General features: G+C 57.9%; 13 protein-coding genes. 4 read left to right on the top strand and 9 right to left on the bottom strand.

Translation table 11 applies throughout. From position 1 onward, the window contains the following. Positions 1–1,522, top strand: a 1,522-nt coding sequence (gene leuS, locus NW819_RS03145) for a leucine--tRNA ligase (protein WP_414412855.1), incomplete at its 5' end; no start/stop codon positions are given. A gap of 132 nt (positions 1,523–1,654) precedes the next feature. Next, entirely contained in the window at positions 1,655–3,046 is a 1,392-nt protein-coding gene (locus tag NW819_RS03140; protein WP_414357839.1) for a TldD/PmbA family protein, read from the top strand. Between the two features lie 234 nt (positions 3,047–3,280). On the opposite strand, the gene NW819_RS03135 is transcribed toward NW819_RS03140, so the two are convergent. From NW819_RS03135 to NW819_RS03095, 9 genes are all read right to left on the bottom strand, one after another. After that, the gene (locus NW819_RS03135; protein WP_414374720.1) at positions 3,281–3,538 is read right to left on the bottom strand and encodes a CHRD domain-containing protein; all 258 of its coding nucleotides are present in this window, start codon (positions 3,536–3,538) and stop codon (positions 3,281–3,283) included. Positions 3,539–3,918: 380 nt separating this feature from the next. Beyond that, positions 3,919–4,377 carry a fasciclin domain-containing protein gene (locus NW819_RS03130; protein WP_011434417.1) on the bottom strand — a complete coding sequence of 153 codons (459 nt, stop codon included), beginning with the start codon at positions 4,375–4,377 and terminating at the stop codon, positions 3,919–3,921. A gap of 81 nt (positions 4,378–4,458) precedes the next feature. After that, on the bottom strand, positions 4,459–5,769 hold the full coding sequence (locus NW819_RS03125) for a CO2 hydration protein (protein ID WP_414342182.1): 1,311 nt from the start codon (positions 5,767–5,769) through the stop codon (positions 4,459–4,461). A 57-nt stretch (positions 5,770–5,826) separates the two neighbouring features. Beyond that, positions 5,827–7,362 carry an NADH-quinone oxidoreductase subunit M gene (locus NW819_RS03120; RefSeq protein WP_414412854.1) on the bottom strand — a complete coding sequence of 512 codons (1,536 nt, stop codon included), beginning with the start codon at positions 7,360–7,362 and terminating at the stop codon, positions 5,827–5,829. Between the two features lie 50 nt (positions 7,363–7,412). After that, positions 7,413–9,248, bottom strand: a complete 1,836-nt coding sequence (locus NW819_RS03115) for an NAD(P)H-quinone oxidoreductase subunit F (protein WP_414412853.1) — start codon at positions 9,246–9,248, stop codon at positions 7,413–7,415. 405 nt (positions 9,249–9,653) lie between these two features. Further along, complete coding sequence (locus NW819_RS03110; RefSeq protein WP_414408661.1) at positions 9,654–10,610, bottom strand: NAD(P)H-binding protein; 957 nt, start codon at positions 10,608–10,610, stop codon at positions 9,654–9,656. Positions 10,611–10,756: 146 nt separating this feature from the next. Then, positions 10,757–11,047 (bottom strand): 4a-hydroxytetrahydrobiopterin dehydratase, encoded by a 291-nt coding sequence (locus tag NW819_RS03105; RefSeq protein ID WP_414412852.1) that lies wholly within the window; start codon positions 11,045–11,047, stop codon positions 10,757–10,759. Positions 11,048–11,114: 67 nt separating this feature from the next. Continuing rightward, a complete protein-coding gene (locus tag NW819_RS03100) occupies positions 11,115–11,606 on the bottom strand; it encodes a GNAT family N-acetyltransferase (protein ID WP_414389179.1) in 492 nt (163 codons plus the stop codon). A gap of 29 nt (positions 11,607–11,635) precedes the next feature. Beyond that, positions 11,636–11,794, bottom strand: coding sequence for a hypothetical protein (locus NW819_RS03095; protein ID WP_011434410.1), 159 nt, complete (start codon positions 11,792–11,794; stop codon positions 11,636–11,638). A 189-nt stretch (positions 11,795–11,983) separates the two neighbouring features. On the opposite strand from NW819_RS03095, the gene NW819_RS03090 reads away from it, so the two are divergent. Together NW819_RS03090 and NW819_RS03085 are read left to right on the top strand one after the other, a co-directional pair. Continuing rightward, positions 11,984–12,817 (top strand): cysteine hydrolase family protein, encoded by an 834-nt coding sequence (locus tag NW819_RS03090; protein WP_414342475.1) that lies wholly within the window; start codon positions 11,984–11,986, stop codon positions 12,815–12,817. Positions 12,818–12,862: 45 nt separating this feature from the next. Beyond that, positions 12,863–13,327 carry a cupin domain-containing protein gene (locus NW819_RS03085; RefSeq protein WP_011434408.1) on the top strand — a complete coding sequence of 155 codons (465 nt, stop codon included), beginning with the start codon at positions 12,863–12,865 and terminating at the stop codon, positions 13,325–13,327. Positions 13,328–13,390 lie beyond the last annotated feature (63 nt).

Genomic DNA, 13,390 nt, shown 5'->3' with positions numbered 1-13,390 from the left:
CAGCGGGACGGAGTCCTCAGAACTGCAGGCTGCCTGGACGGGGGAAGGGGTGATGATCAACTCTGGCCCCCTAGACGGGATCCCGGTGGGCAAAGGCCCAGGGCAAAGCGTGGAAAGGGCCATCGCCTGGCTAGAGGCACAGGGGCTGGGGGAAAAGCAGATCAACTACCGCCTGCGGGATTGGCTGATCTCGCGGCAGCGCTATTGGGGTTGTCCCATCCCGGTGATCCATTGTCCCCACTGTGGCATTGTGCCGGTGCCGGAGAAGGATCTGCCGGTGCTCTTGCCGGAGGATGTGGAGCTGACGGGGCGAGGGGGATCCCCGTTGGCCCAGCTGGAGAACTGGGTGAAGGTGAAATGCCCCACCTGTGGCACGGAAGCCCGCCGAGAAACCGATACCATGGACACCTTCATCTGCTCGTCGTGGTACTTCCTGCGCTTTAGCGATGCCCGCAACGACCGAGAGATCTTCCGCAAAGACCAGGTGAACGCCTGGCTGCCGGTGGATCAGTACGTGGGCGGCATCGAGCACGCCATCCTGCACCTGCTCTATTCCCGCTTTTTTACCAAGGTGTTGCGGGATCGGGGGCTGCTGGATTTTGACGAGCCGTTCTCGCGTCTGCTCACCCAGGGGATGGTGCAAGGGCGCACTTACTACAACCCCAACAAGTCCGGCAAGGATCGCTGGATCCCGGCAGCTCTGGTGCAGGATCCCAACGACCCGCGGGATCCGGAAACGGGCGAGCCCCTGCAAGTTATCTACGCTACCATGTCCAAGTCCAAGGGCAACGGCGTGGATCCTGAGGAGGTGCTGGCCCACTACGGGGCAGATACGGCCCGCATGTTTATCTTGTTCAAGGCCCCGCCGGAGAAGGATCTGGAGTGGGACGATGCCGACGTGGAAGGGCAATTTCGCTTTCTCAACCGCGTCTGGCGGCAGGTGTACGAGTTTGTCGTTCGCGGTGGCGGGACGGAGTCCTGGCGGGGCAGGGTCTCAGAGCTGTTGCCGGCCAAGGTCGAGGTGGGATCCCTGACCAAGGCGGAAAAAGATCTGCGCCGGGCCATCCACACCGCCATCAAGGAAGTCAGCGAAGATCTGGAAAACGATTATCAATTCAACACCGCCATTGCCGAGCTGATGAAGCTGAGCAATGCTCTGGGGGAGGCCGGGATCCTGGATTCGCCGGTTTATGCAGAGGGGATCCGCACGCTGGTGTTGCTGATGGCGCCTTTTGCCCCCCATATTGCGGAGGAGCTGTGGCAGGCGCTGGGGGGCGCAGACTCGGTGCATCGGCAGTCTTGGCCCAGCTATGACCCGGCAGCGCTGGTGGCCGACACGGTGACCATCGTGATTCAGGTGAACGGCAAATTGCGCGGCTCGTTTGAGGCCCCTGCCGAGGTGACGCCGGAGGAGCAGGAACGGTTGGCCCTTCGGTCAGAAGCAGCGCAGAAATATCTGGAAGGGGCAACGCCTAAAAAAGTGGTGGTGGTGCCGAAAAAGCTGGTTAACTTTGTCCTCTAACGGCGGGCCTGGCCAAAATGTTCCGCACTGCTGACACGAACGGGATCGGGGCTTTCACTCGGCGTGGCAGCTCATCGACTTTCCAGGATCGGGCTATGCTGGACTGAGGACTACACCCATCTCCCTGTTGCTATGCGAGACCTTCTGCGCGACATCCTTCGGGACTGCTCTGGCTTTGTGGAACTGCGCTACCACAGCAAGGTGTTCCGCAGCGTCACTGCCGAGAAGGGCCGCCTTGAGCGCACCGCGGTTCGTCGCCGTTCCGGAGTGGGGGTGCGGGTGTTGGAGGCCGGCACTTGGGGCTTTGCTGCCACCGGGGATCCCTCGCCGGCTGCCATTCGGGAGGCCATCGCTGAAGCTCGCCGTGCCGCCCAAGCCAGCGCCGACTACCGCAAACAAAAGCTGGGATCCCTGCCCAGTGTGCGGCTGGCCCAAGGGGAGTTCTGCGAGCCCGGTGTGGAGGAGGTGCTGAATAAGCCGCTGGAGGCGAAGATCCAGTTGGCTCTGGAAACCGAGGCACAGGCCCGGCAGGCCTCTCGCCAAATTAGCTCCGCCAGTTGCACCTACAACGAGATTTACGAGGAAAAAGCCATCGTCACCACCGATGGGGCGGATGTGGCCTTTCGTCTGGTGCGCCCCGAGCTGCGAGTTCAGGCGGTGGCCGAAGCTGCCGGCCAGCTCAGCAGTGGCTCCGAGGCCATTGGGGTAACAGGGGGATGGGATTGCCTGTTCCGCTCGCATCCCTTGCAGATGGCGGAAAAGGCGGCTGCTACCGCGGTTGATTTATTGTCCGCAGGCTACGCAGAAGGGGGATGGGCCACGGTTATTCTGTCGCCTTCCATCGTGGGGCTGTTGGTGCACGAGGCCATTGGCCACACGGTCGAGGCGGATTTTGTTCTGGCGGGTTCTGTGGCTGCCGGCAAGCTGGGGCAGCGGGTGGCCAGCGACTGGGTTACCCTCAAAGACTCCGGCCATTCAGAGTTTATGCCGGGGGCAGGGGGAACCCTTCCTGTGGACGACGAGGGCGTTCCTACCCAAAGCACCACCATCATCCAAAACGGCATTCTGGTCAGCTATCTCCACAACCGCGAAACTGCTGCCCACTTTGGCGTAGAGCCCACCGGCAATGCCCGCGCCTGGGAATATGCCGATGAGCCTTTGATCCGCATGCGCAACACCTTCATTGAACCCGGATCCCAAACGCTAGAGGAAATCATCGCCAGCACTCCCGATGGCTACTTCCTGGATGGGGCCAGGAACGGGCAGGCGGACTCCACGGGCGAGTTTATGTTTGGGGTAGAGCGGGCCTACCGCATTCGCGATGGCAAGCTGGCGGAGTTGCTGCGCGGTGTCACCATCACCGGCAATGCTTTTGAGGTGCTGCAATCGGTGGATGCCGTCTCGCGGGACTTCCTGTGGGACTTGGGATCCGGCCATTGTGGCAAGGGTCAACCGGCCAAGGTGGATGCGGGCGGCCCCTACATTCGCTGTCGGGCCATTGTAGGTGGGCAACAACCTGTGTAGTTATTCCCTTGGCGCTCCACAGCTAGCCCAGAGGTGAAGCCTACAGCTCGCTCTGTAAAGGGGACTGGCAGGCCGGCTCCAGGACTACCGAAAGCTGCTGGCCAGGAGCTACACAGAAACTCTGTCCTGCCGGCACGACTGACTGTGGGGGAGTTCACAGAACAGCCAATCCGTCCGCAAAAATTAGGGATCCCCTCACCTGCGGGGATCCCAGATGGGGTACTGGATCAAACCTTAGCGAGGGAAAACCACCTGGGCTCGCAACTCGCCCGGCGGGTTGGCCTGCGTGTGAATGTTGATGTAGTAAGCTCCGGCCAAAAAGCTGGAGACTTGCTCAGGGGTGAGGTTGGCTTCCAGTCGGAAATTCCCCGACTGATTGCCTGGATTCGGCAACATGTTCAAGACAAAGACCACCGGCCCTGTGGCCTGGGCGAAAGATTGTCCTGGCTGCGGCTGAGCAATGTGAATATGTCCAGGGCCAAAGTTAGCAATGGGTAGAAGTGAGGTTGTGAGATTTGTAAAGCTTCCTTAACCGCTGAGAAACAAGACAGCAACCAGGCAAAAGCCGCAAAAAGCCTCGAAAATTGAACGAGGCCGAAGGGCAAAACCGATCAACAACATGGAAAAAAGCTCCTCGGTCAGAGAACAGGCTAAATAAGGTACGTATCAGGCCAAGCTTCGGATTCATCTCTGGGTTTAAAAGACGGCGACATCACTGCTACCGAGAGACAAAAATCCCCACCCTGTGGGGGGCGGGGGATGGTGTAGACTGCACGCGGAGCAGAAATCTCTGACCGTACCTATAAAGTTGCGGAGAGGGGGAGAGGGTTCACCCAGGCACTTTCCCCAACCTCCGTTCAGGATGGATCCGTTTATCCTCTGGCCGAGGCGGCCAAAGCAGAGTTCATGATCGGCCAGAACCAGTGGGGCCGCATCAGGATGACGGTGTCAATGACGTGGATGATGCCGTTATCGGCTTCGATGTCGGCTTGGATAACGGTGGCGTTATTGACCTCGAAAACGTCCCCTTCGATCAACAAGTCGATGGGGGATCCCTCTACCGAGCCCACACTTTGGTACTTGGCCAAATCCGCCTTTTTCAAGCGGCCGGGCACCACGTGGTAACACAGGATGCGAGTCAGTTGGGGGATATTTTGCACCAGGGTGGTGATGGTGCCAGGGGGCAGCTTGGCAAAAGCCCCATCGGTGGGGGCAAAAACGGTAAAGGGGCCAGGGCTTTTGAGGGTGTCTACCAGGTTTGCCGCTTTAACGGCAGTTACCAAGGTGGAAAAGCCCTCAGCAGAGACGGCAATATCGACAATATCGGGCATGGCCGGGATCCTTTTGCTGTGAAGTTGTTGCTAACTGGATTGCTGCTCGAAAGGCTTTGGGATCATTAAAGTTGCCACAGGCTAGCGATAATTCTGATCCTGAATGTAGGCGAGGCGGGCTGCTTCCCGGATCCCATATTCCGGTCGGGTGAAGCGATTGAGTTGTCCCTCAAAATAACGGCGGTTCATCATCAAGTGCCGTGGATTTGGATCATCAAGGGGATACAAGAAAGCGGCCCTTCCCGCCTGAATCACGGCTGAGGTGACGTTGTACATGGAGCGCTGGAAGCTAACCCCCAATTGAATCAGCATATCCTCTTCGCCGCGGCAATGCTTGCGATAATACTCCACCAAATACTGGGGCAAAAAGTGGTACATATCCTGGTGCAAGAGCGTGGGCGGGATCCCGGCGGTGCCCACCGGAAACTTATCGGCGTAGAGGATCCCGTAGTGGAAGTCCAACTGGTTGGTGGGAACTTCGTTGGCCTGGGCGTTGTAGGACTTAGTGCCGCGGAAAGGAGAGGTGCGATAAAACACGGCCTCTACATAGGGGAAGGCAGCCTCATATAGCCAGGTGAATCCTTTGGATTTGGGCACAATATCGTACCATTCTCCCCGAATACGCACGCGGTGGTAGATGGGTCGTCCGGCAATGGCGAAGATCCCGTTGACCAGAAAGTTCATCGCCTCCGGCACGCTGGTAATTTTGCCTTCATCGTAGAGATCGCTCATCTCAAAAAAGACCGGAGCCATCACCTCCCAAAACAGGCCCAACACCGAGTACATAGTGGCCTGGCGGCACAGCTCCAAAAACATATCGGGGAAGAGCTTGTATAGCCCCATCAACAAGGGGTTGCCCTGGCAATAGGCGCGGATGGCGCGGTCGGCATTTTGCTTGTATTCTTCGGAATCCATGTAGGGATCCAGCAAGCCCCCCATATCCCGGTGCCAGAGCATGGCCCGCATACATTCTTCGGCAAATTCCATGTTGATGCGGTCATGCCAGAGGTGATGCAAAATCCTGGGCAGCTTGCGCTTCAGCTCCCCTTTTTCCATGAACTCCAGCAGCTCGGGATGGGCCGTAGCCTGGCCTCGCCAAATGCGCAAATCCGCGTTATCCCCCGCGTAGTGGTTGGCCAGCTTCAGGTATTCCTCAGGAATGATGAACTTGAAAAAAGGCAAGGGATCCACAAACACCTGCTCGGCAATGTAGAGCAGATCCCGCCAGTAGAAATCCATTGGCACGGCATAGGCTTTGTAGAGGCCGATAATTTGCATCAGGTTTTCCGGCGTATCTGGCAGCATGGATCCCCCAGCCTCCAAGCGGTGGACTACATCCGCAAAAGGGTGGGTAGAAGGGGGAAGCTTGCGGGTTGTAAGGGTTGTCGTCATGGAAGAAGTCTCCAACTCTTCAAAAGTTCTGGCTCCTTGAGGTCATTCCCTGGGATCTCAATTCCTGGAAGTTTCCCGCTTGCCTGGATCGGCTCCAGAGAGGGTGATGGGGGCAAGGTCACCGGCTGATGCCAAGATAAGCGTTTGGGCCTGAGCCACCTGGGTGGATAGGGTAAAGGCCAACGGTTGCGGCCATTTCACCAGGCTCATGGGCTGGATCCCAAACCAAACGATCAAGGCCGTCAAAATCAGCCCTGGGATCCGCTCCCAGCCGTGCACGCGCGGGTAGTAGGCGGTGCGGTTGTCCAACCTGCCAAAGCAGGTGCGGTTCAGCAAAATCACAAAGTACACCGCCGTCAAGCCGGTGCCACAGATGCTGATCAAAGTCGGCAAAGGAAAATCCTGATAGCTGCCCTGGAAGATCAAAAACTCCGCCACAAAGCCCACCAGGCCAGGGATCCCGGCGCTGGCCATCCCCCCCAAGATGAGCAGGGCGCTCACTGTGGGCAAGCCTCGCAAGGGGTTGAGCAGGCCGTTGAGTACGTTCAGATCCCGCGTTCCCACTTTGCGCTCCACCAAGCCCACCAGATCAAACAGCAGCGCCAAGATGAGACCATGGGAGACCATCTGCACCATCGCCCCGGTCAGGCTAATGGGGGTGGCTGCCGCCATGCCCAGCAAGATGTAGCCCATGTGGCCGATGGAGCTGTAGGCCACCATGCGCTTGATGTCTTTTTGGGCGATGGCTGCCAAAGCCCCCGACAGCACGGCAATGGCTCCCCACCAGGCTAGGATCCCGCCCAGGTCGGCCCAAGCTTGGGGAAACAACTGCAGCCCAAAGCGAAACAGACCGTACGTGCCTAACTTGGAGAGGATCCCTCCCAGAAGGATGGCCACTGGCGGCGACGACTCCCCGTATGCATCAGGCAACCAGGTGTGGAAGGGGATCAGCGGCATCTTAATGCCGAAAGCCACGATCAAGGCCAACAGCGTCAAGGTCTGGGCAACAGGGCTGAGAGAGGTGATGCGGATCTCCAGCAGCTCAAAGCTATGGGGATCCCCCAGCCAGTAGATGGCCAAAAAGGCCCCCAACAGAAAGATGGCGGAAACGGCGGTGTAAATCAAAAACTTGATGGCAGCATAATCCCGCTTGGGGCTGCCCCAAATGGAGATGAGCAGGTAGATCGGGATCAGCACCAGCTCGTAAAACAAGAAGAACAAAAGCAGGTTCTGGGCAACAAAAGCCCCGTTGACCGACCCGCTCATGAGCAAAATGCAGCCGTATAAGAGGTTGGGCCGCTTCACCTCTGGCTCAGCCGTCAGCACCGCAATCAGCGTGAGCAGCCCATTCAAAGCCACCATCAGCAGGGAAAACCCGTCCAGGCCCAGGGAGTAGCTCAGCCCAATTGCCGGGATCCAATCCCACCGCTGCACCCACTGCAGCCCTTCCGCTTGCAGGTCAAAGTTGGCAAACAGCAGCAGCGAGATCCCCAGCAGGATCCCGGCCAAGGCCACCGCCAGCTTTCGCCCCCCCAAGCCTAAGAACAGGAGCAGGGATCCCAAGATCGGCAACACAATCAAGGCACTCAGCATGGTCTTTTCCCTCTTTATCTAAGGACTCCGTCCCGCTACCTTGCCCAAGCCTAGAGAATCAGCCAGCCCAGCAGGGCCACCCCCACCACAATCGTCAGCACGTAGGCTTGCAACTGGCCAGAGGTGGTGTATTTCAAAACCTGTCCACCCGCCAATACCGCCAAGCTGGTCAAATTTACCAAGCCGTCTACCACATAGCGGTCGAACAAGGCTGTAACCTCAGAGATGATGCGTACCGCAAACACCACACTGGCCCGGTAGAGCTTGGGGGTGTAGAAGTCGTTGGCCAACAAATCCTGCCAGTCGGCCAAGAAGGCCCAGTCCACCGGTCGTCGCTGCGGACGCAGGTATAGCCAGGTTCCCAAGGCAATCCCCGTCAGGCTGGATCCCGTCATTACCCCAACAGGGATCCCTTCCAGAGCGGGAATCAGACCTAGTGCCGCTAGGATCATGGGCATGTGCAGCGCCACCCCCATCGTGACCGTCATGGGCAGCATCATCGGCCAATGCACCTCCGGCGAACGCTCGCTCATCTGCTGCGGCTTGCCCCCCCAGATCAGGCCAAACACCCGTGTCAGCCCTAGGGCCGTTACAGCATTGGTGACCAGCACGACTGCCGCCCACAACCCCTGCCCCGATTGCACCAACTGCTGCCACAGATCCGTCAGCACCCAAAAGGAACCGAAAGGCGGCAAAGCGATGATTCCGGCCATTCCGGTCAAGAAGCACAGCCCTGAGATAGGACGCCGCGACCACAGCCCGCCCAGGTAGCGCAAATCCTGGGTAATGCTGTTCCAGATCACCGTGCCCGGAGCCATCACCAACAGAGCCATGGCCGGAGCATAGGTCAGCAGCAACCCATAGGCTTGCTGGGGATGACCGGTGCCCACCGCCACAAAAATCAAGCCCATGTAGGCACTCACCAGATAAGACAAAGCTCGCTTGGCGTCGATCTGGGCCAAGGCCACCAGGGATCCCCCCACCGCCGTCAAGCCGCCGATGGTTAGCATCACCCTTAGCACTGTTGGGGAAAGCTCGTAGAGGGGTTGCAGGCGAATCAACACCCAGGCCCCTGTGCCCACCACCACTGCGTTCCGCAAAATCGAGGCCGGGATCGGCCCTTCCATCGCCTCATCTAGCCACAGGTGCAATGGGAACTGGGCACACTTGCCCACCGGGCCGGCCAGCAACCCCAGCCCCACCAGCGCAATCAAGGTCGGATCCACAGTGACAGATCCTGCCTGCACCGCCTCTGCCCAGGCCGCCAAATCCTCAAACTCCCAGGAGCCGGTCAGGGGATAGATGGCGATTACCCCCATCAAGAGCAACAGGTCGCCGATGCGCTTGGTTAAAAAAGCATCCCGCGCTCCCGTCACCACCAGCGATTGGTTGAACCAAAAGCCCACCAACAGGTAAGTGCCCAGGGTCAAAATCTCCAGGATCACGTAGCTGAAAAAGAGGGAGTCGCACAAAGCCAAGGCACACATCCCCCCCTCAAACAGGCCCAGCAGGGAGAAAAACCGCGCCCAGCCCCAGTCCATTTCCATGTAGCCAAAGCCGTAGATCTGGGCCACCAGGTTCAGCCCCGTCACCACAGCGCAGGCCCCCAGAGTTACCGATGACACCTGCAGCGGCAGCTCTAACATCAGATCCCCTACCTGTAGCCAGGGCAACCGAATGACCTGCGCCGGCTGATCCCAAATTGCCACCAGCGCCCCCACGCTGTGCAGGAAGGCCATCAACGTCAAGAGCGCATTCAGATAACCTGCCGGACGTGGTCCCGTGCGCCGGGTGATTCCTGGGGACCAGATCAGCGCTCCCGCCCACCCCACCAAGGCGTAGAGGGGAATCAGCCATGCAGTTGTGACCAGCCCGTTCAAGCTCATAATCCTCCTTCGGCCAGGGATCTTGGCCAAACTGGAACACTTGCTGAGATCCTGTAAAAAGTCTTAAGCAGCATCTTAGCTGCGAACTAGGATAGATAAAAATTGAACTTTCCGATAAAAACTATAGACAAAAATCTATAGTTCAAGCAGGGGGAGCAGAATAACCTCTGTCGTTGTCACCCCCTCACTCTCTAAAGCGTAGATGGAAATGAACCCCTTGGGAACTCAGGATCCCCGGCTGCGCAGATACCGTGAATGGCTCTAGGACATCCCCGAAGTTCTGCTGCCCTACTTCCGGTCTTCGATAGGCTAACGCAAGCAGGATCCCATTCACCTCTTCATCCCAAGGCTACCATCGTAAGTCCCTGTGAAATTGCCAAGAAGATGAAGATTGAGAACAACGACCTAGAAGGGCGTTTTGACTTTGGGTTGCTTGACCTTCAGCTCGCGAATCCGTTTCAACATCTTCTGGAAATACTCCGCTAGGTAGTCCTCAAGAGAGGTCAGAGAGGCCAGTTCAATCCCCAGGGTTTCGCATACAGGCGTCATATCGGCGTGCATGGGTTCTTTGGCCGCGATCACCTCCACAAACGCCAGCCGGTCGGCAATGTTCCAGCTCCACTGAAAAAACTGCGCCACCTTGCGCGCCCCTCTCAGCAGTCCCAGCGGCATGGTGCTGACTTTGGCCTTTTTGCCGGAGAGCTGCTCGCACAAGGCAATGACTTCTCGAGCCGTCCAAGCCTTGGGCCCCACCAAGGGAAAGATTTGCTGCTTGGCAGCTTCTACAGTGAGAGCTCGCACCGCAAACCGGGCTGCATCTAGGGTGTCTAGGTAGGCCGTTGGCATGCCCTCGCCGGTTACCCAGACGATTTGTTCTTCCAAGATGGGGATGGCGTACTGGCCAATCAACCCCTGCATAAAGCCCGCTGGCCGGAAAATGGTGTAGGGCATCTGGGATCCAACCAAATACTTCTCAATGTGATGCTTGAAATTCATCAGGGGCACATTGGGATACTCGTGGTGGGCGCCCATGATGGAGAAAAAGATAAAATGCCCTACCTGGGCAGCCCGTGCCGCATTGATCAGGGCAACTTTGCCATCCCAGTCCACCTGACGGGCGCTGAGGGTATCGGTCACCCGCACCGTAGCACAGTCGAGCACCGCCTCGATGCCTTCCATCGCGGAGTTGAGGGTGCTGGGCTGAAGCAGGTTTCCCACCTTCAGGTGAGCGCCCCATTCACTTAAGAAAGCAGCCTTTGCCGGATTTCGCACCAGACAGGTAACTTGGTGTCCCTCTTCGATGGCTCGGCGTACCACTTGACGGCCCAGCGTTCCCGTCGCCCCCACAACCAGCACGTTCATAAAATTATCATTTCTTAACCTTAGGCTTAGTCTATCAGACCGACACAGCTCCCAACACAATCCAACACAACTTTGAGGCAGCGACAAAATGGGGATCCTCTGCCAAGCCGGCTTTGAGGGATCCCCAAAGTTGGGTACTGAAGCGTCTAGCTGGCCAGCTCGTTCATGCGTTGCGCCAGGGTAAAGTCCAGTTCTGTAATGCCCCCGGCATCGTGGGTGGTAAGATGCACCCGCACGCGGTTGTAGACATTGGTCCATTCGGGATGGTGCCCCATGCTCTCGGCCACCAAGGCCACACTGCTCATCCAGCCAAAGGCTTCGACAAAGGAGCGAAACTGAAATTGACGATGCAGCTTCCCATCCTGCAAAGACCAGCCGGGCAGATTTTCCAGCTTGGCCTGGATCTCGGCTTCACTTAGCTTGACGGGTCTGGACATGGGCTTTCCCTCCAGTCTTTGCCACCGCTTTCATCAAAAGAGCAACTGAGAGCGGATCCCAGCTTATTTACAAAACTTCATAACCTTTTGGTTCTGCCACGCCAGCGGCGCCGAGGGGTTTGTACAGCCAGTAGCCTTGCACGGAGAAATGGGCCCGCTTGTAGAAATTGAGGGCAGCCTGGTTATGGCGATAAACCTGCAGGGTGATGGCCGCCAGCTGCTGCTGGGATCCCCATCGTTCCACCTGCTGAATGAGGGCCTTGCCCAGGCCCTGCCGGCGATGGGCGGGATCCACCCAGAGCAGAAAAATGTAGGCTACCCGCCGATGGGTGGCTTGATCGGTGGAGATGCCGGCCCAAACACAGCCCACCGGCTCTGCAGTTTCTTCTTTCAAGATCCACCAGCAGGGGGTGCGGGGTGGGTCGAAGAGGCGATCCAGCGTCTCTTCTAGGTGATCCCAGTTGCTTTGCTCTGGAAAAGATTCCTGCAACGTGGCCTGCAATCCTCGTCGCACCCAGGGCCGATCCCAGGCTGAACCGATGCGCCAACGATAACCCACAGGCAGAGGGATCCCTTGTTCAGCCATCCTCAGGCATTTGCAGAAAGGGCCACAGGCGTCGCTTCTTCTAGAGGGGCAGGCTGGGCCATATCCTCCGGCAGAAACGAGCGAATGCTCACCACCACCAGGGTAAACAGAAACACCAGCAGGATGAGAGCGGGAAAGATATATTGCCGCAGGATGCTCATGCTTCTACATAATCATTTCAAGTTTCTACAGCATAGCGTGCAGGGAGGGATCCCTGGGCACCCTTTCGGATCATCCTCATCTCAATCCCTATCAACTGACCCTGGGGGATCCCATGCGTTAATAAGGTGAGAAAGTGTAGCCTACGATTCCAAAGTGAGGTTGGCTGTGCATTAAGGTCGAGCGTAGTTGTGGGTCATCCGCCCCACCTGATCCCACTGCTGCGCGACGCGAGCGGAGAATCCATGAGCACTCCCAATCGCCCCTTGAAGACCCTTGGGATCCCTCCCAATGCCTGGGCTGTGAATGCCGAAATGGCCGACCTCACCCGTCCGCCCTTGGATCCCCGGCCCATCCTGCTGCCCACCTCCAGCAAAACCCTGCGCTTGGATCTGGCCAAAGCGGCGCTGCTGGTGATCGACATGCAAAACGACTTTTGTCATCCCGACGGTTGGCTGGCCAGCATCGGCGTCGATGTTACACCTGCACGGGCTCCCATCGGCCCTCTAAAAGCCCTGCTGCCCCGCCTGCGACAAGCTCAAGTGCCGATTGTGTGGGTGAACTGGGGCAATCGCCCTGACTTGCTCAACATCAGCGCCGGCTTGCGACATGTGTACAACCCCACCGGAGAGGGAGTAGGGCTGGGGGATCCCTTGCCTAAGAACGGGTCTTTGGTCCTCACGCGGGGCAGTTGGGGCGCTGCTGTGGTGGAGGAACTGGAGGTCAAGCCCGAGGATATCTGGGTGGATAAGTTCCGCATGAGCGGCTTTTGGGATACCCCTCTCGATAGCATTCTCAGAAACCTGGGGCGCACCACCCTCTTTTTTGCCGGCGTGAACATCGACCAGTGCGTCATGACCACGCTGCAAGATGCCAATTTCCTCGGCTACGACTGCATTTTGCTGGAAGACTGCGCCGCCACCACCTCTCCTGAATACTGTTTGCTAGCTACCCTCTACAACGTCAAGCAGTGCTTTGGCTTTGTCGCCTCCTCCTCAGATTTGCTCGCGGCTCTCCCCTGTTAGCACTTGCCCACTATTCACCCCTCATCTCTTGAGCGGAGGATCCGGATGCAAACGCTTTCCCGCTGCGTGATTCCAATTGTTAAAACCCCTGCCGATTATCAGGCTTTTCGCATCAGCCCCCACGATACCAATCGCCTGGCCATCGTGTTCGATCCTTCTCATGCTCAGATTTCTCTAACCTTTTGTGTGGAGATCTTCGATGAGGGAGGCAAAACCCCTCCAAATCGCCATCAAATGGCTGTGGAAATGTTTTTTGTTCTCAAGGGGGAAGGCCTGGCCATTTGCGATGGAAAAGCGGCCCCCATCAAAACTGGAGATAGCATTCTGGTACCGCCGACCGGTGTACATGAAATCCACAATACCGGCCCAGGCCGCCTCTACGCCCTCTGCTTCATGGTGCCCAACGAAGATTTTGCCGAGCTCATCCGCTCCGGCACTCCTGCGGACTTGGATGAGGAGGATTTGCAGGTGCTGTCGGGGGGCTGGAGAAGGGCATTTGCTGAGGCTTAGGCCTCAATGGCTCTGGGAGCTGTAGAGGTTGGAAGTCAGGGGTACTGATACATTCACGCTGAA

The sequence above is a fragment of the Synechococcus sp. R8-2 genome (genome assembly GCF_047461715.1).
Classification (GTDB): domain Bacteria; phylum Cyanobacteriota; class Cyanobacteriia; order Thermostichales; family Thermostichaceae; genus Thermostichus.
Note: the sequence above shows the minus strand (reverse complement) of the source record. Positions and strands in the feature narration are given on the sequence as shown.

Excerpts from the sequence above, each read along its gene's own strand:
- NW819_RS03140 (WP_414357839.1), top strand. The coding sequence starts at position 1,655 with ATGCGAGACCTTCTGCGCGACATCCTTCGGGACTGCTCTGGCTTTGTG.
- NW819_RS03130 (WP_011434417.1), bottom strand. The coding sequence starts at position 4,377 with ATGCCCGATATTGTCGATATTGCCGTCTCTGCTGAGGGCTTTTCCACC.
- NW819_RS03125 (WP_414342182.1), bottom strand. The coding sequence starts at position 5,769 with ATGACGACAACCCTTACAACCCGCAAGCTTCCCCCTTCTACCCACCCT.
- NW819_RS03120 (WP_414412854.1), bottom strand. The coding sequence starts at position 7,362 with ATGCTGAGTGCCTTGATTGTGTTGCCGATCTTGGGATCCCTGCTCCTG.
- NW819_RS03115 (WP_414412853.1), bottom strand. The coding sequence starts at position 9,248 with ATGAGCTTGAACGGGCTGGTCACAACTGCATGGCTGATTCCCCTCTAC.
- NW819_RS03110 (WP_414408661.1), bottom strand. The coding sequence starts at position 10,610 with ATGAACGTGCTGGTTGTGGGGGCGACGGGAACGCTGGGCCGTCAAGTG.
- NW819_RS03105 (WP_414412852.1), bottom strand. The coding sequence starts at position 11,047 with ATGTCCAGACCCGTCAAGCTAAGTGAAGCCGAGATCCAGGCCAAGCTG.
- NW819_RS03095 (WP_011434410.1), bottom strand. The coding sequence starts at position 11,794 with ATGAGCATCCTGCGGCAATATATCTTTCCCGCTCTCATCCTGCTGGTG.
- NW819_RS03085 (WP_011434408.1), top strand. The coding sequence starts at position 12,863 with ATGCAAACGCTTTCCCGCTGCGTGATTCCAATTGTTAAAACCCCTGCC.